The following is a 20,591-nucleotide window of genomic DNA, read 5'->3' on the forward strand; positions in this document are numbered from 1 at the left end:
CCGCTAGGCAGTCAGTAAAACAGACCGAGGACTGTTAGTGGCGGTTGTTCTTCACCCAGATCTTGACGACGTCGCTCCTGTCAATATCGGTGGAGCCGTTCCGGTGGTCGCCGTGGCCCCTCTTGTCCTCTACCTTGATCCGAACAATATGGAAGACCTTGACGAAGTCCTCGTGGCGGTCTGCGGTTACCTTTTCCACGTTCACGATCTTGTCGTGGCCGCGGTTAACCGAAACGGTATCCCAAGCATCCCCGATCCGCTCGATGTCGCGGTGGCCATGCTTCTGGAACATCCACTGGTTGTAACGGACGTCCGCGTCCTTGTCGCAGTGGATGATGAACGCGAAAGCAACCCGTACTTCCCGGTCCTTGCGGTTCTTGCCGTTATCGCGGCCGTGGTTATCGATCATGGCGTTGTGGCCGCGGTCCTTCTTGTACGGATCGAGGGCCTTGACGGTGCACTCGGCTTTTCTCGAATGATCGTCGTGACCGCCCGATGCCGCGGCCGGTCCAGCCAGGGCGACAGGGCCGGCGAGCAGTCCCAGCGACATCGTCGAGATCATCGCGAACCGGGCCGCGAAGGAATGACGGCTACGGATCGTCGGAGTTGTAGTCATTTCTTGCTCCTGCATTTTTCTGCACATTTTGTTTCATGGGCGGGCAGCGTTGGCCGATCCCGTGCATTGGCAGGCTAGTCAGCTGTTTGCCCAAATTAAAAAAGGCCCCCGTAAGCTACGGGAGACCTGAAGACCGGATTCGTTTTCAAGGCTCATTCCTTGGATCCGGTATTTTTATCGTACGCCCGGCTTCCGTGGCGGGCACCATTTTCCAGTGATTCTTCCACCGGACTTCTTTGCGCGGGATCCAGCCTCGCCCCCGCCCAGAATCCGGCAGTCACAGGGCATTTGCGGCCTACGGAAGATCGGCCATGCCTTTGCAATTCGACATTGCTCCCAAGCGCATTCTGAGTATCTCAGAGAATAAAGCCAGGGAACATCCGAACGCTTCAAACTTGGATTCTTCTTGCCTATTGATTGTTACCGCACCTGAGAGTGCAGGATGAGGTGCAATAGAGAGTGGCCGCTGACTCAGCTGTCCGCGTGGACTCTCCGTTTGCCTTGCCGCGAAGGTGCCCCTGTACTTAGAGGACTTATCCAGTTACCTACACTAAACGACGCGCAACTAGAGCGCACGAGCATTGAGTACTCGTTTTTCAGCGCAGCCACTACTTGTTTGTACGCGCGCGGATGCCCTGCAGATGAACCGCCACTTGCCTGCCCCTGGGCCCCTCCCGGCAACCACGCTGCACCCCTCCAGAATGAGGGGTCCGTCTCCACCGTTTCCCCAGCCTCGCCGCCATATGATCCGAAGTCCTTGAGGACCCGCGGACCTGCAAGAGGAAAGGCGCCATGAAAAAGACTGCTCTCGGAGCCCTGGCACTGGCCGGAACACTGTTCGTCCAACTCGCTGGTGCCATACCAAGCACCGCGTCGGACCGCCCCGTCATCACCAAAACGGTGACGAAGGGCGAAGGAATGACCTCGGAATTTGAACGCACGGACGGGTGCCTCCACACGAGGGTCAGCGTGTTCGGCAGCGTCTTCACGGTCACCGGATCTACTACGCCCGACAATGTTGGCTTTGTGTCGGTCACGCAGGAGGACACCTGCACGGGCACAACACTGATCAACGGGTTCGGGGACGCGGAAACCCTGAACCTGTCCGTCCCGAACGGGCTGTCCAAAGGGCGCCTGAGGATGTCCATGGAGTTCACGAACTACGCCGACCCCGAGAATCCTGTGGTTTCGCCGATGACCGCCGACGTGTTCTTCCGGGCCACAGCAAGCGCCACCAAGACTTTCACGGAGTCCAAATCCCGTTTTGAGGGCGTCCGCTTCGTGGCGTCGCAGGGCACCAGGAGCCGGCCCGCCACGGTCGCCGGCACGGTCACCCTGGGGGCTCAAAAGATATTGACGCCGAATGTTCCGTCGTATTCCGCAACCATCGCCTCGGTGGTCAGCAAGGAGAAGACAGTAAACCGCCCGGTGAAGTAGCGCCCGGTAACCAACGACGGCGGGTGGCGGGCTCTCGTTGCCGACCCACCCGCCGTCGGGCCCCTGAAACAGCGGCTACTCGAAGTACTCGATCCGCGGTTCGCCCTGGACGCCGCTGCGCTGCATGGCGTCCTTCAGGTCGGGGCTGGCAAAGAACGCCTTGGCGGTGGCCACGTCCTTGAAGTGATGGATTACCAGGACGTTGTCCGGATCATCCGCCATCCGGTGGACGGACTGCTGGGTGACGCCGCCGTCGTTCTGCATGCCGGCGACGGAGTCGTAGACCTTGCGCCATGCGTCATAGTCGGCGACGCGGTGGAGGACAAGCGAAACAGCCATGGTACTTCTCCTTTGAAGTGGTGCTGCGAACCGTCTGGTGCGGGCCCTGATTGAACCGCCCAAGGCCGTGGTACTACCGCCCGCGGAGGGAGTCAACACTCGGTTCGTCGACAAGCCGTGTCCGGAGGGCCGCCCATGACGGAGCGAGCAGGCGGGGCCACAACTGTACGTTCGCGCTGGGAACTAGCCCCAGCCGATTCCCGCTGCGGTCCGGCCGGAGAACCCGCCCGCGCCGTTCCCGCGGTACAGCCACAGCGCACCGGCGGTATCGACGGCCAGGACGTCCGTCCTGGCGTCGCCGCTGTAGTCGCCGCGTCCGGTGATGGTGGTCATCGCGTTCCAGCTGGCGCCCACGCGGAGCCGGCTCCCAAAGCCGCCGCGGCCGTTGCCGGGATAGAGCCACAGGACGCCGGCGCGGTCGCGCGCGAGCAGGTCCACGTTGCGGTCAGCGGTCAGGTTTCCGGGGCCCACCAGGGCGGTCATCCCGTTCCAGCCGGTTCCCGCCTTCGTCCGGGCCAGCCAGCCGCCGCGTCCGTTGCCGGGGTACAGCCACAGCACCCCGGCCGTGTCGCGGGCCAGGACGTCGGCCTTCCCGTCGCCGTTGAGGTCGCCGGGCCCGACGACGGCGGTGAACCCGCCCCAGCCGGAGCCCACTTTGATGCGGGGGAACCAGCCGCCGCGGCCGTTGCCCGGGTACAGCCAAAGAGCGCCGGCACGGTCCCGGGCCAGGATGTCGTTCCGCTTGTCGCCGTTGAAGTCGCCGGGGGCAAGGATCGTGTAGCTGTTCCAGCCGGCGCCCACCTGCTGGCGGGCTAGCCAGCCGCCGCGGCCGTTTCCGGGGTACAGCCACAGGATGCCGGAGTTCTCCTTGGCCAGGACGTCGGCCTTGCCGTCACCGGTCAGGTCGCCGGCCGCCACCACGGCGCTGAAATGCAGCACGGCGCGGGCGGCGTCCAGCCGCCCGGCGCCGCAGCCCTGCGGGCAGCCGCCGGTGATGGGACTGGCCGTGCTCTTAAGGCGGGCTTCAACAACGGCGGGCGTCGCCGTCGGTCCCATCTGGGCCATGACCAGCGCGGCGGCCGCGGACACGTGGGGTGCCGCGAAGGAGGTGCCTTCCGCCCAGTAGTAGTTTTCGCCCGGCGCGTCTGTTGGCGCCGTCTCGCCGTCGTTCTCGGTGGAGAGAATGCCGTTGGCGCTGCCGCTGTCCGGATTGGTCTCGGACGTGGGTGTCATGTCGCCGCCGGGGGCGGTGATGTCGACGCCGGACCCGAAGTTCGAGTAGGGCGCCAGGGCGCCCGTGCGTCCACTGGCCGCGACGCTGATGACGTTCCGGCAGTTCGCGGGCGCGGAGTCGGAGGCCTGTGCCATTTCGTTGCCGGCCGCCGCCACCACAACCGCTCCCCTGGCCGTCGCGGTGTCGATAGCCTCCTGGAAGGTCCGGGAGCAGGCTTCGGTGCCGCCCAGGCTCAGGTTGATGACGCGCGCAGGATTCAGGTTGACCGGGGCATCCGCAACCGGCGCCCCGGATGCCCAGAGGATCGCATCGGCGACGTCCGACACCTGCCCGCCGCACGGCCCGAGGACACGCACCGGCAGGATTTTAGCCTTGGGCGCCGCGCCGGCCATGCCCACACCGTTGCCGGTGACGGCGGCGATGATGCCGGCCACGTGGGTGCCGTGCCAGGAAGAGACCGGCACCCCCGCCACATCGGGGCCGCACTGGTTGTCGGCTGACCAGTCGCCCGGATCGGCGGCGCTGGCATCGCGCCCGTCGTGGTCGCCGGAGGTGGCTGCGTCGGCGATCATGTCGTAGCCGTCCAGCACGTTCGCGTTCAGGTCAACGTGGCTGGTGATGCCCGTGTCGAGCACCGCCACCACCTGGCCGGCACCCTGGGTGACGTCCCAGGCCCGGGTGGCCCGGATGCCGCCCGTGCTGAGGGACAGGTTCCACTGGTCGATGAACGCGGGATCGTTCGGATTGGCCACCTTGGCCTGCACCCGGAAGTCCGGCTCGGCATAGGCCACTGCGGGGTCCGCGCGCAGTGCGGCGAGCAGTTTGTCCGCGTCCCCATAGCCCAACTCCTTGCTGGTGCGCACCACGCGGGCTCCGCTGCCCGTGCCGCGGACCTCCTTTGCGGTGGCCCCGATCTTCGCGGCGGCGCGGCTGACTGACTCGCCGCGGAGCGCGGATCCGGCCCTGGCGGGGTCCTTGAACTTCACGATGAACTGGTCCGTGGGCGGTGTGGCCACAGACGGCCGGCGAGGAACGGACTGAAAGGTGTGGGCCGGCGTCGGGGTTTCCGGGTCATCGGCGGCCGAGGCTGCTGGCGCGATGAGCGCGCCGGCCACCAGCGCGGCGGCGCCGGCGGACGTCAGGACAGCAGAGAAGCGTGAGCGGCGCGTAAGAGACATCGAGACCATCCTGTACGGCGCCCTGTAACACCCTCGTGCCAGGACGCGGTTGTGAGGCGCGGCCCCCGCCGCGTTCAGGACGAGTTTAGCGGGAGTGGGTGACGCACGTCCCGTCGGCCGCTGCAGATTACTTGATGAGTGCTTGAGGGGCCTTTTCCGTCTTGATCCGATCTTGAGTAAGTGCTGATCGAGGATTGATTGGTTCCAGCCCGCTTCCTTGAGGATTACCCAGCAACGTTGTCGACGTCAGAGAAACGGTCACACCAGGCGGGAGGAACAGCAATGAATTCAGCAATCGGCATCGATTCAGCCCAGGCATCAGTGGCAGGAACCCGCTGGACCGCTGTCCGCCGCGTGCTTGGCCTGGTTGCGGGCACGGCTGTCACGGTGGTCTTCCTGGCCGTCTGTGTCGCCGCACCGCTGCTGCACATTGGCTACTCGCCGGTTCTCACCGGCAGCATGCGGCCGGCTTTTGCTCCCGGCGACCTGCTGGTTACCGCACCGAAGACGGTGACGGAACTGCAGCCGGGTGACGTGGCCGTCTTCACCCCTCCGGGCGAAAGCGCGCCGTACGCCCACCGCGTTACAGCCCTCACCGGCGCTCCCGATCACCCAGTGCTCACCACTAAGGGTGACGCCAACCCGGCCCCGGACCACTGGCGGGCAAGGCTCGACCAGGACCAGGTACCCGTAGTCGTAACCACTGTTCCGTACGCCGGCAACGTGCTCCTGTGGGCACAGAACCCGCTCCAGCGAGCGGTCTTCACCGCCTTGTTCGGGCTCTCACTGACAGCCACCAGCGTGGTGTGGATACTCCGCACACCCCAGAAAGTTTCCGGGCAAACCAGCCCGGCCCGCACTGCCTAACCCAACACCACCTCCCAGTAAGGATCCTCAAAATGTCCGGTCTCACTGCAGCTTCCTCCCGTCGTCCCAGCCCCCGTCTGCTGGCAGCCTTCGCCGTCGGTGCCGCCGGCCTCGCCATCACGGGCGGCGGCGTATACGCAGCCTTGAACGCCACCGCTTCCAACACCACGGCGCAAAGCGCCAGCAGCGGCGTCCTCAGCCTGACCATGACCAACAACGGCGTCGGCTTCAGCCAGGGCGTTTCCAACCTGGCCCCTGGCGACGTGGTCAACCGCTACGTCACCCTCACCCAGGGCGCCGACCTTGCGGGCAAGGATCTAACGCTGGCCGTCGCGGACGCCACCCCAACGCTGCTCACCACGGACGCCACCAAGGGCCTCCATGTCACTGTCACGCAGTGCGTCGGCGGCGACTGGACGGTGACAGGCGCCGGATCCTGCACCGGCACCGGTGCCACCACGCAGGTGCTGGCCACGAACGTGGCCCTGAACACCCTGGCCTCCACGCCAGCGGCCCTCAGCACTTCCGTCGCGGCGGGCTCCACGGTGAAGTTGCAGCTTGCCCTGTCCCTGCCGAACCAGAATGAAACCACGGTCAACGGGGTGGCGCCGACCGGAACGATCCAGGGCCTCTCCTCAGCACTGACCTGGACCTTCGGCGAGACCCAGCGCACCGCCACCACCACCGGAAGCTAGTTCCGGTGGGCGTGCACTCCCGAAGCAGCAGAGCGGGGGCCGCTGCGGCGGTCACCGCTCTGCTGCTGTGCACGTCGCCGGGGGCGGCGGACGCCGCCAGCAGCGCTCGGGCTACCGCGACTCGAGCGGTGACCAGCGGCAGCTGGGGAGCAGTTGCAACAACCAGTTCAACGGCTCCTTTCGCCACCGGAACACCACTGTCGCTTCCCCTTCCCAACACGGCAGGCAACAACGGCAACCCCGTGTACTCGCCGAAGTTTTTCACCGTCGGAAACACAGGCACCCTGAACATTACGGGAGCTGCCTACACGGCAACCGCTTCCCCGGCTGGCGCAACGTTCAAAGTCGAGGCATGCAGCGTCAGTTGGAATGAGGCCGCCGGGACCTGCGCGGGGACGCTCAGCACCGTGCTGGATACTCCTGCAACGAAGTTGATCTCCTCCATTGTTCCCACTGCCCCGGGAAGCGGCATCCGGCTGCGGGCTAGCGTCTCTGGCTCCATTCCGAAGAACACCACACCAACCTTGACCTTCGACGTAGAAGTTGCCCGCAACCAGACACGAACCGCAACCGTCATCGGAAGTTGACTCAGGACACAACCACCGCTCCGGCTGTACCGGAGCGGCACTGAAAGGACCAAGACCAATGGCAGCAGGCGCCAGGGAAGTTGTCTTCACGCCCTTAAGACTGTCCCGCCTTGCCGATGACCTGGAAAATGACGCCGCCGCCATAAACTACGCGTCGGCGTTCCTTGAACTGCTGCCCACCCGCACCGAGGGCCTCCTCTCCGCCCTCAGCGATGGCAACTACACAGCAGCACGGGATACGGTCCTGAGTCTCAAGGTCAGGTCCCATATGGTCGGCGGTCTCGCGATGGATCAGAGCTGCCTAGCGTTGGAAGGGTACTTGTCCGACGGCGATCACTCTTCTGCAGCCACCGCTGCCGAGCGCGTGGCCCGAGAAAGTGACGCGCTGCGGCTGGCGTTGGAGGAGTACCTCCGGAAGCAGCGGGGCTTCCCTACCCCTTGAGAGCGGGCCGGGAAGTGTGGCATTGAACGTTACCCACACGACACTCAGCTGCAGCTTCGGCCGGTTGCGCCCGCTGCCGGCTCTACCGGCCCAGCAGAACCTTCTCGGGCTCAGGTGTATCCGCCACAGGCCCGGCTTGCTTGGTCCGGTTGCGGAGACGGGCCTCAACGGGACGCTCAAAGAAGGTGTACAGAGCGCCGGCCAGGGGATGGCGCTAACGACGCCGATGGCAGCATATGCGGCGCGCTCAGCAAGGCTCTCCGGGCCGAGCTCCAGCGCTGTCCGCAGCACTAGCTCGTGGACCAGATAGAGGGCGAAGGACCACTCCCCCAGCTTCACCATGGCAGGAGCACTGGCGAAGGTGGGGCGACGGCCGGTGCGGTCGCGTTCGGCGTAGGCCGCGATCAGAAGGGCGAAGCCGGGAATGCAGAGCGCGCCGGACAGTGCCCCCGCGGTATGCCAGGGCGCGATACCGTCGACCACTTCGAGCAGGAGGAACGAGCCGATGGCCGCCGCCGCGCCGAGGCCCACGCCGAAGCGGGGCTTCCAACCTTTCCGCATGGCGATGGCCAGGCAGATGCCGACAGTGAACTCCGCAACCCGGAAGGCCGGGAAGGTGTAGAACAGGGCGCCCCAGTCGAAACCGGGGACGGCTGCAAGCAGGACGGCGATGAGAGTGACGGCGGAAACGAACACTGTGGCGCCGACGCGGAGGAGTCTCCCCGGTTCGAGGCGTGAGAGCCGTACCGCCAGGAACGGGAACACCGCATAGAAGAAGGCCTCACAGGACAGCGACCAGGACACCCCGTTGTAGGCATAGACCCATTGCTGGTCACCGAGCCAAGCCTGTACCAGCAGCAGCGAGGCCAAAAGCCTGGGCAGCGACTGGTCACCCTGGCTGGCGAAGGCAAGGACGACGGCGGCCCCCGCCGTGAGTGCGTGCAACGGCCAGATCCGCGCGAACCGGCGCCAGTAGAACTGCCCCCTGGAGGTTTTCGGGTTCATGGACCAGGCCAGTACGAACCCGGACAGCATGAAGAAGAACGTCACACCAGTCTGCCCCATGGACACCAGCGGATACATCTCGGGCACCAGCGTCACTGCCGCGTGATACAGAACCACGAGCATGGCGGCGATGAACCGCAGACCTGTCAATGAATCCAGCCGGGCGCGTGAAATTGCTCTTTTCTCCTAAGCGAGACGGCGATGAACGGTCCAGTCTACCCACGGAAAAGGGCACTATCACAAAACGGTAACGGCTTGCTGTGGCATTAGGCACCCTTACGGAGTGCCATCAGAAGGCCGACTTAGTGTCTGGACCTGGCCCGGATAATCACGGCGGACACGCCGCTTGCCGCAACCAATGATCCAAGCATTACTGCCAGTGCTGATGCGTATTCAAAGATAGTCATCGTGCCACACCTTCCAGTTGTGATGCCGCGACACTACCCATACGAATTGATGCCCTCGGACAAGGAATCCAGCGTGTTCGATCAAGATTTGGAAACGCCCATCCATGGCAGAGGCCTGGCTATCTGCACCATCGTCACTTCTTGTGGGCTGTTATGGCGTCTTCCGGTAAGCAGCAAGATCTCGAACTAGACGCGGGGACGCACGGACGAATCGCACCCATCTCGCAACGTAAGCCCGGCGGCGCCCTCTCGGTGACAAATCCACGTTCGGGTCCTGTGACAGATAAGCCGTGTCGGGCGGCAGCAACGCGGCGCCCAGCATCCGCGGTTTGTCTAGCAGGGGCGCTTGAAGAATAGCGATGATCCGGGCACTGCCGGGTTCCCTCGAGAACAGGCGGTTGCGCCACTCCCTGGATGCCTCCGGCCATTCAGCAACTGCCTGCCGGGGGAGGATCTCTTCAAGGAATGGCCGCATGGCTGCGAGCGCGTCGGTGGCGGCACTGATTTCCTGGACGGCCGGTCCGAGTGCTTCGCGTGCCAAGAGGCCCTGGAGGAAGCGAAGTTCCTGTTGTGAAACTTTCAGGTGGGGTGACCGCAAAGCGTGCAGGGCCAGAAGCACCACGCCCAGCTCCTTCGACGGAACCCTTACGGCTCGCCCTGCCATTTCAAGGGCCTCGGTGTGAGTCCACATCACATTGAAGGCGACCGCCGGATCCCGTTCCATTCCGGGGAACCGGAAGTGGACGTCGATGTGGCACGGCCAGGACGGGTGGTTGAGGGTGACGGAGTGCTTGTAAAAGACCCTGTCGTCCTCTTCACCGACACGTTTCTGCCAACCGCGCTGGTACAGGCCTGCTACCAGCGAGTCGAGATCCGCTGGCGACACCAAGACGTCCACATCCACTGACACCTTGGGCAGCCGCAGCCCCTGAATGACGCTGGCCGGCCCCTTGATAAAGAACACGCGGATACCGAGGCTCTCAGCGACTCTTGCCACCAGGGCATGTCCTAAGAAAACACCTTCACTAATGCTCAGCCGGCCTTCAGCTGCGGAGGCTTCCACCGCAGGAACCTAGCCCTTGACCTGGGAACCGGCCGGCACAGGCACGGGGGCAGGTGCCGCAGCAGGTGAAGGGGCCGAGGAATAGGTGCCGTAATACGAGTAGGCGTCCGTTCCACGCGTGGGCACATAGTTAAGGACAGTACCCAGAACCCTGCCCTGTACCTTGTCCAGGTTGCCCAGTGAGTGTCCCAGCTGCTCCTGGGTCGTCTTGCCCGCCTGGATGACAACAATTGCGCCGTCGGCCACCCGCGAGAGGACGGCAGCGTCAGTGACTGGAAGCAGCGGCGGGGCGTCGATCAGGACGGTCGCATTCTGTGCCAGGGCGCTGAGCATCTTCTTCATCGCCAACGATCCCAGCAGCTCGCTGGGGTTCGGCGGAATGCGCCCGGACCCCAAGACCGAGAGGTTGGGCAGCGCGCCCCAAGGCTGCAGGACGTCCTCCAGCTTCGCAGTGCCAGCCAGAACTTCAGTGACCCCGATGCCCGGAACCAGATTGAAAACATCAGCCAGCGTAGGGCGCCGCAGGTCGCCGTCGACCACCACGACGTTCTCACCGGCGGCAGCGAGAGTGGCCGCCAGGTTTGCCGTGACAGTGGACTTGCCTTCTCCCGGCACGGAGCTGGTGACCACGATGATGCGAGGGGGCTGGTCCACATCCAGGAAGCTAAGGTTGGTGCGCAGTTCGCGGAGCGCCTCCCCCATCGCGCCGCCGGCACCATGCCCGGAGAGAGGTGCGTCAGCGCCAGCTTCCAGGATGGCGCTCTTGCCGTCCAGCCGGTGGTCGACGGGAAGGGTGCCGATCACGGGAACACCGAAGTGCCGTTCGATTTCAGTGGCGTCGCGGATGCGCCGGTCCAAATGGCGCCTGACTATTGCGTAGGCCAAACCAAGGGCAAGGCCGCTGAGTGCCCCCAGTGCGAGGGTGAGCCTGACGTTGGGGGAAACCGGGGTGCTGGGCAGGACGGCTTTGCCCAGCGGGAGGATACTCACGGCTGGGGCAGGAGCGGCGGCCGCGATGCTGGGGGTGCCGTCGGACCTGGCCGCTGCGCCGTCCGCCGGCGTTGCCGTTTCGATGGCCTTCACTTCAGCGGCCAGGCCGTTGACCCAGGCATCCGCCACACGCTGTGCCGTTCCCGGGTCCGGTGACTGTGCCGTCACCCGGATTTCTGCAGTGTCCAGCGGAACCTTCACGCTGATGGCACCGAGCAGGGCATCGGCCGAGGTTTCCAGGCCCAGTGATGCGATGACCCGGTTGGCCACCAGCCGCGATTTGGCCACCGACTCGTAGTTCTTGACCTTTGCCTTGGCCAAGCTGTCCCCGGCAAGGGAAAGGCTTACATTGTCCGATCCCGGCGTGACCACAATGCCGCTGGAATCGGACGCGTAGATCTTCGGCTGCAGCACGGTCCAGCCGTACGCCGCCAGCGTAGCCAGCAGGGTGAAGGCAACGATTGCCTTCCAGTACACCTGCAGCAGCCGCAGGTAGTCAGACAGGTCCAGCCCGGCAGGTGCCTGTTCGGCGGGCGTGCTGTTGACGCTCATGATGGTTCCCCATTCCAAGTTCGTGTGTTTCCAGCCGGCGATGAACGCCGGGACCTGCAAGCGCTTGCGTGCGGTGAGTGCTATGCCCCGCCCTGTTCCAGAACGGACTTCTCGACGAGCTGGCCTACTGCTGCCGCGACGGCAGCCCGATAGCCTTCCTGACGGCCGTGCACGCTTCCCACCTGGTCGGCCAATTGCTCAAGCGGGACTGCGTGAGCGGCAGCTTCCCAGATTGCGGGTCCAACCCCGCCCAGCTGCACGATCTCGGAGTCAAGCATCAGCAGTAGGTCGCCGTCGACTCTCACGGCATCCCTGGGTGTCACCCGGCGCACCCACCCTTCAGGGAGGGCCCCGGCCGCGCCGTCGGACCCGGGCGCGTCCCACCCGGCCTCAGCAGGGCCACCACTCCGGAAGAGCGGCTCTAGAACCCGCGGCAGGTCGGTTGCCTCCGAATATGTCACCTGCCAGACACCGCCCACACTTTCGATCAGCCGGCACAATGACTGCAGCGGTTGGTCCATAGCGGCTTGCGATGACAACTCGGGGATGAGCGCCAGGAGCCCATCCGCCAGCGGCAACTGGCGCAGGACCGGAGCCTTCCGGCGGTCATCCATGTCACCGCCGTCCCGGTCGATACGGTCCAGCAGCACGATGGACTGGATGAACAGATTAGGCGGTGCCGGCTGCAGTCCGAGTTCGCCCGGTCCGACCTGCCGCTTCGGCGCATCGGGCCGCTGTTTCACGGACAACGGCTTGGGATACGGAACCACGGCACCGTCAAGCCGTATCGCCACCGTCTCGTCCGAGACGTACCCATATGTCTTGGACAGCACCGATGCAGCGGTGGTTTTTCCGGTTCCGGACTTGGCCACGAGCGCCATGACGCCGCCCGTTTCAGGAGAGGCAACACCGCACGCGTGGAGCATGATCAACATGCCTGCGTTCTCCAGTATGGCTGCGATCGTAAGCCGGGAGGTTAGACTCTCGGCAAGCGCCTCAAAGGAGGCCGCCTGCAGGGCAAACGTGCCGCCGTCGTGCGCTTTGGCCACATACGCCACCGACGCCGAGAACGGCAGGCTTGCCATCGGTTCCATGGGAGCCGGCGGGATGACGGGCATATCAGTGCCCGCACAGCGTCCCCAAACCGTGGCCATGCGGTGCTGCTGCTCCTCCGTCACCCCCATGCCCCAGCTGATGACGAACTGGATGCCCAGGACATCGACGCACAACAGGTCGTGCAAGTCCTCGGCCTCCATGACTATCCCCCCGGCGGGGTGATCACTTTCCAGCTTCATCAGCGGTTTCGATCAGTCGCTGGGCTTCCAGGTTCGCCAGGAAAGCCTCCACCTGGACCGCAAGCTGCCCGGCCGTGTCCTGGAACTGTGCCTGCAGTTCAGCGATGACCTCGGCCTCGTCACGGCGCCCGTCGATCAGTTGCCAGACGGCTTCCGCCGGACCGGTAAGGATCACCGGCTGGGGGGCGTCCAGGTGCAGCAAAGCAACTCGCCCTGCGGATTCGCTGTGCACTTCCGCCACCAGGCCGCTGTGTTTCCAGACCATGGTCAGAAGGTGACCGAGAGGCGCACGCCGGGGAGCACCTGTGACGATCCATCCGGCAGAGTCACCGTCATGGTCATGACGTAGGAATAGGTGACCTTATTGGGGATCCCGTTAGTGGCAGCGTACTGGAACTGAATCGGGAAGCTGGCTGTCCCCCCAGCTGGAATCCCTGACGAGTACGTGAAGGATCCGGTGGAGGCTTGGGTGGCAGAGTATGAGGGACCCGATACCGAGGCCTGGGAAATCGACTGCACACCGATGCCGGCTGTAACGGTTCCTTCCGGAGTGATGTTGATGGTTCCGCTGATTGCACCGGTGATGGCTCCGCCCGAATTCTGGATCTGGAACCCGGTGGGACCGGCACCGGTGCGCTCGGTTCCGCCTCCGCCTCCCCCGGCCTTATAAAAGGTCGTCGCCGAGCCTACGAATGACACGGCTGCGCTCACACCCGACGCGGAAGCGGCCGCTGGTGCCGCGACGGCGGTGACGATGACGGGCAGTGACCAGGCCACACCTGCCACCACCCGGCGGCGGCTGAGACCGCTGTTCTCTTCAGTGGCAAGGGCCTCTGCGTGCAGTACCTCGGACAATTGGGCTCCTTCGTAGGTTTGGCCGGTCCCCCACTGGCCAAAGGCGGGAACTGATGCTGTTTATCGGGGCTCCCGAGAGCCTAACCAGCCACGCTCAGGGTTGGATCAAGAGCCTCGCAAGGTTGGGTCAAGGGTGGGTCAAGTAAGCCCGGAGCCCGAAGTAGAGTGCAGAAAAGGCCAAGCATGCTCTAGTTCTGCGGGTCTCCGAGCGGGACACTTTTACGTAAGCGGGACGACGAGCATTGGGGCAGTCATGGCGCCTACGGACGTACACGGTAACCTTCGGACCGGAGCACGTAGGCGCCGCGGTAAGCGGTATTCGCTGCACTCCACCGCACTTATCGTCTTGGCCGCGCTGCTGTTGCTGGCCCCATCCGCCGTCGCCAGTTCCCCGCCAAAGTCCCCTGCTGCGGTACCCTCGACGGCGGCCGCACCAAAGGTCCTGGCAACCTTTCCCTTAGGCAAGGCCTTGTCGAACGCCGTCGTCAGCCCCGACGGCAGACGCCTGTACGTGACCGATGCCCTGGCCTTTGACTTCATGACGCACGTGTACAGCGGCGGGGTGCACGTTGTGGACACGTCAACCAGACGGCTCCTGGCCTCCATCAACGTTGGAAACGGACCGTGCGACATCGTCCTCAACCGCGCCGGGACACTGGCTTATGTGCTGAACTGTGCGGGCGCCACCATCTCCGTCGTGGATCTCCGCACGAGGTCTGTGATACGAACCCTGAATGTCCCCGTGGGACCGACCGAACTGGTCCTCAACGCCGCGGAGACCACGCTGTACGTAGCCACGAACGGTACGACTGTTGGGCTGGTCATCCTGGATGTGAAAACGGGCCGGATCACTGCCAACATTCCGGCTGGCTGGGACGCGCAAACTTTGTCCATCAATGCGTCAGAGACCAACGCATACATGATCAATGTGGGTGACGGCCGGTTGACAGTCATCGATCTGCGCGCCCGGCGGGTGAAGTCTCTCATCGACCTGGGCGAATTCGTTTACGGCGTGACCGTGAACCCGGCAGGGACGCGTGCCTACATCAACGGCTTCGCTTCCATCATGGTGGTCAATCTTTCCACGCAGCAAGTCGTGGCCCGGATACCGCTGACGGCCACCGTGGCGGGCCGAATGCACCTGAGTCGAACTGGCACACTGGCCTTCGCCATCGGTGCGCACGACCAGAAGTCACCGGCCGGCGGCATCCTCGACGTTATCGACCTCGCTTCGAACACCGTCGTCGGAAACGCGCCCGTCTGTTTCATGGGAAACCCGATCGCCTTTGAACCCTCAGGACAAAGGGCCTACATCCCCTGTGGCAATACCCTGGGCGGAACGGTCACCCTCGTGCAGATACCCCAGTAGCAACCGGCTCGTTTTCGGATCCAGCAACGACGGCTTTCTCGTCGGCCGGCCGTCTATCCGCCACAGGGCCCCCGCTTGGTCCCCTCAGCCGCGCCTCAACGGGACGTTCAAAGAACGTGTAGAGAGCGCCAGCCAGCGGGATGGCAATAACGACGCCGACGGCGGCAAACGCGGCCCGCTCCGCAAGGCTCCCCGGGCCGAGTTCCAAGGCAGTTCGCAGCACGAGCTCGTGGACCAGGTAGAGGGCGAAGGACCATTCGCCCAGCTTCACCATGGCCGGGGCACAGACAAAGGTGGGGCGGCCTCCGCAGCGGTCACGGTCCGCGAAGGCCGCAATCAGGAGGGCGTAGCCGGGGATGCACAGCGCCCCCGCCAGCGGTCCCGCGGTATGCCACGGCGCGATCCCGTCGACCGCTTCGAGGATGAGGAACGAGCCGATGGCCGCAGCTGCGCCGGTGCCCACGCCGAACCTGGGCTTCCAGCCTTTCGTCATGGCGATGGCCAGGCAGACGCCGACGGCGAACTCGGCGATCCGGAAGGCCGGGAAGGTGTAGAACAGGGCTCCCCAGTCGAAGCCGGGAGCGGCCGCGAGCAGGATTGCGATGAGGGAGGCCGCAGCCGCGCAGACCGCGGCGCCGACGCGGAGGAGCTTCCCCGGTTCAAGCCGTGAGAGCCGCACCGCCAGGAACGGGAACACCGCATAGAAGAACGCTTCACAGGAGAGCGACCAGGACACCCCGTTGTAGGCGTAGACCCACTGCTGGTCACCGAGCCATGCCTGAACAAGAAGCAGCGAGGCCAGGAGCCTGGGCAGGGACTGGTCGCCCTGGCTGGCGAAGGCAAGAACGACGGCGGCCACCGCCGTGAGTGCGTGCAGCGGCCAGATACGCGCGAACCGGCACCAGTAGAACTGGCGTCTGGTGGTGCTTGGGTTCATGGACCAGGCGAGCACAAACCCCGACAGCATGAAGAAGAACGTCACACCCGTCTGCCCCATGGACACGAGAGGGTACATCTCCGGTACCAGCGTCACTGCCGCGTGGTACAGGACCACGAGCATGGCGGCGATGAACCGTAGTCCTGTCAGTGAATCCAGCCGGGCGCGTGAAATATTCAGTCCTCCCTCGGAGAGATGGCGACGAACGATCCAGTCTACCCACGAAAAAGGGGATTATCACAAAAAGGTAACGGACCGCTCCGGCTGTGCAGCCACCAAAGGACAGCTGAGGGTAGCGGAACAACGAGCGTCAGAAGCGTGGTCGGTTACTGAAGCCTAGGAGTGACGCACCTCGATATCGAGGGAAGAAAAAGCACCTGATGCCCCCAAGAGATACCCCGCCTTGGGCGCCCTTGCAGCAGGACTTGTTGCACGCACTGCAGGAAAACCCACTGGACCTGATCGAGCCGGCTCAGGTGCATCAGAAGAACTTTGTGGACTGCATTTCGACTTGCAGGGCTTGCTCTAGACGGTCAGCCAAGGGCCCATAAGCGGCCTTATCCACCGTCTTGATTGAATCTTGAAGTTTTTTTGATAGGCATGAGGGGTGAAGAAAATCCTGCATGCCATTCGTGACTATTGGACTAGCGAGGTCCTGCGCTTGGACCCGGCCCGTTGCGGCTGGTGCAAGAGGCGCGGCGCGACATTCGTCAGCGAGGGCGGCGGTCGCTACTGCTCCCAAGAGTGCGAATCTGCCGATGCTGACGATCAGTGGGACCAGGCGTTCTAGGCGCCGATTTCTCTCCGAAAAGCAGGAGGCTTGCCCAGCCGATGTTCCGGGTGAGTACCTGCAGCAGTATGGGGCAGCCCAAGCCAAGTATCATTCCCAGCACAAACTTGACCACGTCGTTATCCAGGCCGACGGCGCGGGAGCCGAACCAGACCACGGGCAGCGCGAAGTAGTGGAACAAGTAGATGCCGAAGGCGTAGCCGCCGATCCAGCTCAAATATTTGTTAGTGAGCGCGTGGCGGAAGTGGAACAGCACAAGGATGGATGTCACGCCGATGACCACGGCCAGCGCCCGGTCAGCGCGTACGTCGCCTATGGTGATGATCTCGTTCAGGGCCATGAGTCGGGGCGTGAAAGCGGCAGCCAGTGCCAGCGCGAGAACGGCCACCCACGCCGGGGCGAGTCGAAGCGCGAACCGTTTGAGCCCGTAGCCGAGCAGGAAGAAGGGCAGCAGCCGCACGGCGGGACCGATGCCCAGGAAGTCGAGGTTCGGAACCAAGGCGCTCACGTACAGAAGCGCGGAAACTGCCGTGGTGGCAAGCCAGCGCTGCCGCGTGTCCACCAGGCCGAGTACGTCAAGGGCACCGACGATGAGGAATAGCAGGAAGATCGCTTGCAGGAACCACAGGTGGTCCATGCCGAGAACGTATGGCTTCCACCAGTCCCCGAGTCCCACGCCGGAGCGACTGTCCGGATTGAGCATTTTCGCCCAGAAAACTAGTGTGCCGACCACTACCAGCGGGATCAAGACGCGGCGGACCTTCGCCTTCGTGAGTGACCGGTAGCCGGGCCAGTCGTGAACCGGCCTGTTCGCGTAGACGAAGCCTGACAGGACGGTGAAGAGCGGCATCCGGAAGTCTTGCAAGCCCCAAAAAACCAGCCGCCAGGGCGAGTCGTCCGGGACTTGCATGGCTTCGCTGGGCTGAGCCCCAACGACATGGCCGGCGACCATCAGGATGATGGCGATGCCGCGGAGAGTTTCAATGGACAAGTCTTTAGTTCGTGTAGCCCCCATACAGACAAGCCTAGCGAACCGCTGGGTGCCTTATACTTGCCCGAACGGGAATCACCCCGTTTGAACGTATCCGGGCCTGGCGGGCCGGCCTGATGACTACGGACTCACTAAGTGCAACTGGTGCAAGGAGCAGTCGAGCACGGCGGATACCGCTACTGCTCCACGGAGTGCCAGCACGCGGACGCCGAGGGTCAAGAGGAAGCCGTCATTTAAGGACTTAGACGGCCTCAATTGCGATTTCGGCAGCTCGCAGATGACTCCGGATGTCGCCGCGGTGCCGAAGTAGCCGTTCCCTGTGACTGCCGAGTTCGTCACTGTGGTCTTGACCACGGTGTTGATAATCAGACTGATCTGGTCACCTTGCAGCGGATGCCGATGCGGTCACCGGCGCTGTAGGCGTAGGAGCTGCTCATGGCTGTGGTTGTACCGCCAACGCGGACCATGAGGCTCGCTTGTGTGGGGGTGACGTAACCCGCTAGCCATTCGGGGCGGGTGCTGCAGCGATTGCTGCACGCCTTGCCTCGATGTAGAAGTCTGCGCTCACGTTTGTGATCATGGCGCTGACTTCCATATCGGGCGTGGTGGACAAGATGCCCGCTGCGATGGGTCCTGTGGCTGATCCGGCGCTTCAGGTTTCCGCTGACGATGGCGACACTTTTAGCAGGGATAGCGGACCATGCACGGAAGGAGCCGCCCAGCCGTGTGTCTGTGAGGTGCCCATTGATGTCTGCCCGGTCGCCGCCGCCGAGCGTATCCGATGTGAACCGCGTGGACAGTGCCGCCGGCGCAACGCTGGTGGACGTCGTGGCGCTGTTGATGTTCAGCCGGGCCGGAGCAGGTCAGCCAGGAAGGTGTGCGCCTCCGGCAACCGCCACCCTTACCGGTAGCCGTCCACAATCGCAGCAGCAATCTCCTTGTAAGCACGCCGCGTCTCGGGTTTGAGGTGGTCGAGGGTCACCAGGTCACCATCAGCCACTCCCCTGTCGTGCGGCACCGCGATGAGCTGGCGGCACATCCCGGCCAGGTGCTCCTCAATGGCGTCCTTGTCCACGCGGTTGGACACCTCGTCCTTGTCCGTAATCACCACGATAGCGTTCCGCGCCAGGTCCTCGTAGCCGTGGCCGGCCAGCCACTGCAGGGTGCTGCGTGCACGCTTCGCACCGCTGACCGCGTAGCCCGCGGCGATGATCAGGTTGTCTGCCGACTGCAGGATGCCCTTCATCGCATTGTGCGTCACACCGGTGCCGCAGTCCGTCAACGCCACCGAGTAGTAGCTGGAGATGAGCTTGCGGATCCGCAGGTATTCCTCGGCCGTCAGCGAGTCGGACACCTCGGGGTCCTGCTCACCGGCGATGAGGTGCAGCCGGCCGGAGTGGTGCATGTAGCGGGACAGCTCGGTAAGCGAGTCGACTGAGTCGATGTTCCGGAGCAGGTCCGTGATGGTCCGGGGGGTGGTCTTCTGGTAGATGCCCTCGCCCAGTGCGCGCTCCACCAGGTCTCCGGAGTCGGGGTTGGCGTCGATGGCGCAGGGCGGGTCGCCACGGAACTCGGCGAGGGTGAGGCCGACGCCCACGGTCGTGGAGGTCTTGCCGATGCCGCCCTTGAGGCTCAGCACAGCAGTGTTGAAGCTGCCCTGCAGCTGGCGCGAGATCCGGCGGGCCAGCTCGTCCTCCTCGCGTTCCAGGGCGCTCGGGCCGAGGTTCCAGGCGCCGCCGGTTGCCCGGTACAGGAAGCCTCGGAACCCCTTCTTCGGGCGGGGCTTCTGCTCCCGGACAAAGGACGTCGGCAGGGCTGTGGCGTCCGCTTCCGGCACCTCGGGCTCCGGAAGGATTTCGGGAACGCGCGACGGCGGTGCTGCCGCCGGCCGCCGGCTCGGTGCCGCGGGAGTGCTCGCCGGCGCCGGCGCTGCGTCGGAGAGAGCGTCGGCCGCCGCCGCCGCTTCTGCCCAGGATGAGCTGCGGACGGGCAGGGGCGGTGCGGTGGGTTCGGGTGTCACGGCGGGGAAGGTTCCTGTCCAAGCGTCGGATCCGTCGGCGTTGCGACGGCGGAAGCGACGGCGGAGTTCGGGCTGCTCCTCGTCGGCGCCGGCATCGGCTAATCGGTTATCCGCTGGTTTTGGCATGTTTGGTCCCCCGGGACTCGCAGCGGCGTCCCACTGCAGTGCTCAATCGGTCTGGTTCAAGTAGCAATTCTAGATGCTGACGAAGCGCCATTTGGTCAGCAGGCTTGCCAACGTCCGTCATCAGCCGATCAACGAGAGCTGCGTGAGGCGCCTGACATCAGTGGTGTCAGATTTGCACAAGGGCGGCGGCGACCACAGATGCAGTGACCACCAGGAGGATTCCAAGGGCAACGTAACCCCACCATTTGGGGCGGCTTCGGTGCGGGTTGATGTCGATGTACGGCACGCCTACTTCACCGACTTCGAAAGTGGGGCCGCTGGGACGACTGCAACAGGTGCGGCAACAGCGCGGCGCTTGAGCCGCAGGAAGCAGTACATCCCCATAAAGGGAATGAGCAGGCTGCCAAGGAGGACAGACAGTGCAAGAACAAAATCGGTGAGAGCCACGTTTGAGACCTCCATGAGCGGCAGCACCTTCGATGTCCCCGGAGCAGGGTTGCTCCAGGCACGACTAAGTGACTGGAAGTGGAATCCCCCAACAGGATTGGTCGCCAGCCTACTTAGCAGTTAAGGGCGCTGTCCAATCGGACACACCCATATAAGAAGATAAGAAGCTATTCAGTTTTCGCGCCATCACGTGCCTCTATCGCCGAAGAGCCAGCACCACCACCGCTGCCGTCGCCACCGCAAGAGCCGCGAGCCCCACATAGGAAAGGACGCGGACACGTCGACGGTGCATCTCCCGCCGGCTCGCGCGGCCGCGGCGGGCTCCCCCAAATTTCCTCACGGGGCGATG

At 64.3% G+C, this 20,591-nt stretch carries 16 protein-coding genes; 4 read left to right on the forward strand and 12 right to left on the reverse strand.

The annotated features are described in order from the left end of the window. Positions 1–34 precede the first annotated feature (34 nt). Entirely contained in the window at positions 35–616 is a 582-nt protein-coding gene (locus ACFUTU_RS16960; RefSeq protein WP_377966326.1) for a hypothetical protein, read from the reverse strand. 792 nt (positions 617–1,408) lie between these two features. Between ACFUTU_RS16960 and ACFUTU_RS16965 the strand changes: the two genes are divergently transcribed. Beyond that, positions 1,409–2,053, forward strand: a complete 645-nt coding sequence (locus ACFUTU_RS16965; RefSeq protein WP_377966328.1) for a hypothetical protein — start codon at positions 1,409–1,411, stop codon at positions 2,051–2,053. Between the two features lie 75 nt (positions 2,054–2,128). On the opposite strand, the gene ACFUTU_RS16970 is transcribed toward ACFUTU_RS16965, so the two are convergent. Together ACFUTU_RS16970 and ACFUTU_RS16975 are read right to left on the reverse strand one after the other, a co-directional pair. Then, positions 2,129–2,392: a hypothetical protein gene (locus ACFUTU_RS16970; protein WP_377966330.1), complete on the reverse strand. Its 264-nt coding sequence runs from the start codon at positions 2,390–2,392 to the stop codon at positions 2,129–2,131. Positions 2,393–2,575: 183 nt separating this feature from the next. Next, positions 2,576–4,804, reverse strand: a complete 2,229-nt coding sequence (locus tag ACFUTU_RS16975) for a S8 family serine peptidase (protein WP_377966332.1) — start codon at positions 4,802–4,804, stop codon at positions 2,576–2,578. Positions 4,805–5,086: 282 nt separating this feature from the next. On the opposite strand from ACFUTU_RS16975, the gene ACFUTU_RS16980 reads away from it, so the two are divergent. Further along, on the forward strand, positions 5,087–5,671 hold the full coding sequence (locus ACFUTU_RS16980; RefSeq protein ID WP_377966334.1) for a signal peptidase I: 585 nt from the start codon (positions 5,087–5,089) through the stop codon (positions 5,669–5,671). Positions 5,672–5,703: 32 nt separating this feature from the next. After that, the gene (locus tag ACFUTU_RS16985; protein ID WP_377966336.1) at positions 5,704–6,366 is read left to right on the forward strand and encodes a TasA family protein; all 663 of its coding nucleotides are present in this window, start codon (positions 5,704–5,706) and stop codon (positions 6,364–6,366) included. 888 nt (positions 6,367–7,254) lie between these two features. On the opposite strand, the gene ACFUTU_RS16990 is transcribed toward ACFUTU_RS16985, so the two are convergent. The 6 genes from ACFUTU_RS16990 to ACFUTU_RS17015 all read right to left on the reverse strand — a co-directional run bounded on the left by ACFUTU_RS16990 (position 7,255) and on the right by ACFUTU_RS17015 (position 13,562). Next, positions 7,255–8,550 carry an acyltransferase family protein gene (locus tag ACFUTU_RS16990; RefSeq protein ID WP_377966338.1) on the reverse strand — a complete coding sequence of 432 codons (1,296 nt, stop codon included), beginning with the start codon at positions 8,548–8,550 and terminating at the stop codon, positions 7,255–7,257. Between the two features lie 408 nt (positions 8,551–8,958). Next, complete coding sequence (locus tag ACFUTU_RS16995) at positions 8,959–9,870, reverse strand: nucleotidyltransferase family protein (RefSeq protein ID WP_377966340.1); 912 nt, start codon at positions 9,868–9,870, stop codon at positions 8,959–8,961. Positions 9,871–9,879: 9 nt separating this feature from the next. Continuing rightward, the gene (locus ACFUTU_RS17000) at positions 9,880–11,412 is read right to left on the reverse strand and encodes a polysaccharide biosynthesis tyrosine autokinase (RefSeq protein WP_377966342.1); all 1,533 of its coding nucleotides are present in this window, start codon (positions 11,410–11,412) and stop codon (positions 9,880–9,882) included. Between the two features lie 80 nt (positions 11,413–11,492). Continuing rightward, a complete protein-coding gene (locus ACFUTU_RS17005; RefSeq protein ID WP_377966344.1) occupies positions 11,493–12,707 on the reverse strand; it encodes a hypothetical protein in 1,215 nt (404 codons plus the stop codon). Continuing rightward, positions 12,691–12,972, reverse strand: coding sequence for a PqqD family protein (locus tag ACFUTU_RS17010; protein ID WP_377966346.1), 282 nt, complete (start codon positions 12,970–12,972; stop codon positions 12,691–12,693). Before ACFUTU_RS17010 ends, ACFUTU_RS17005 begins: the two co-directional genes overlap by 17 nt. A 2-nt stretch (positions 12,973–12,974) precedes the next feature. Further along, complete coding sequence (locus ACFUTU_RS17015) at positions 12,975–13,562, reverse strand: hypothetical protein (protein ID WP_377966348.1); 588 nt, start codon at positions 13,560–13,562, stop codon at positions 12,975–12,977. A 469-nt stretch (positions 13,563–14,031) separates the two neighbouring features. On the opposite strand from ACFUTU_RS17015, the gene ACFUTU_RS17020 reads away from it, so the two are divergent. Continuing rightward, positions 14,032–14,931, forward strand: coding sequence for a YncE family protein (locus ACFUTU_RS17020; RefSeq protein WP_377966350.1), 900 nt, complete (start codon positions 14,032–14,034; stop codon positions 14,929–14,931). On the opposite strand, the gene ACFUTU_RS17025 is transcribed toward ACFUTU_RS17020, so the two are convergent. The 3 genes from ACFUTU_RS17025 to ACFUTU_RS17035 all read right to left on the reverse strand — a co-directional run bounded on the left by ACFUTU_RS17025 (position 14,906) and on the right by ACFUTU_RS17035 (position 19,795). After that, on the reverse strand, positions 14,906–16,078 hold the full coding sequence (locus ACFUTU_RS17025) for an acyltransferase family protein (RefSeq protein WP_377966385.1): 1,173 nt from the start codon (positions 16,076–16,078) through the stop codon (positions 14,906–14,908). The genes ACFUTU_RS17020 and ACFUTU_RS17025 overlap by 26 nt on opposite strands. 500 nt (positions 16,079–16,578) lie before the next feature. Next, positions 16,579–17,649, reverse strand: a complete 1,071-nt coding sequence (locus ACFUTU_RS17030) for an acyltransferase family protein (protein WP_377966352.1) — start codon at positions 17,647–17,649, stop codon at positions 16,579–16,581. A 901-nt stretch (positions 17,650–18,550) separates the two neighbouring features. Next, positions 18,551–19,795, reverse strand: a complete 1,245-nt coding sequence (locus ACFUTU_RS17035) for a MinD/ParA family protein (RefSeq protein ID WP_377966354.1) — start codon at positions 19,793–19,795, stop codon at positions 18,551–18,553. Between the last annotated feature and the right edge of the window lie 796 nt (positions 19,796–20,591).

The organism is Arthrobacter sp. NPDC057388 (assembly GCF_042668165.1).
Taxonomy (GTDB): Bacteria; Actinomycetota; Actinomycetes; order Actinomycetales; family Micrococcaceae; genus Arthrobacter.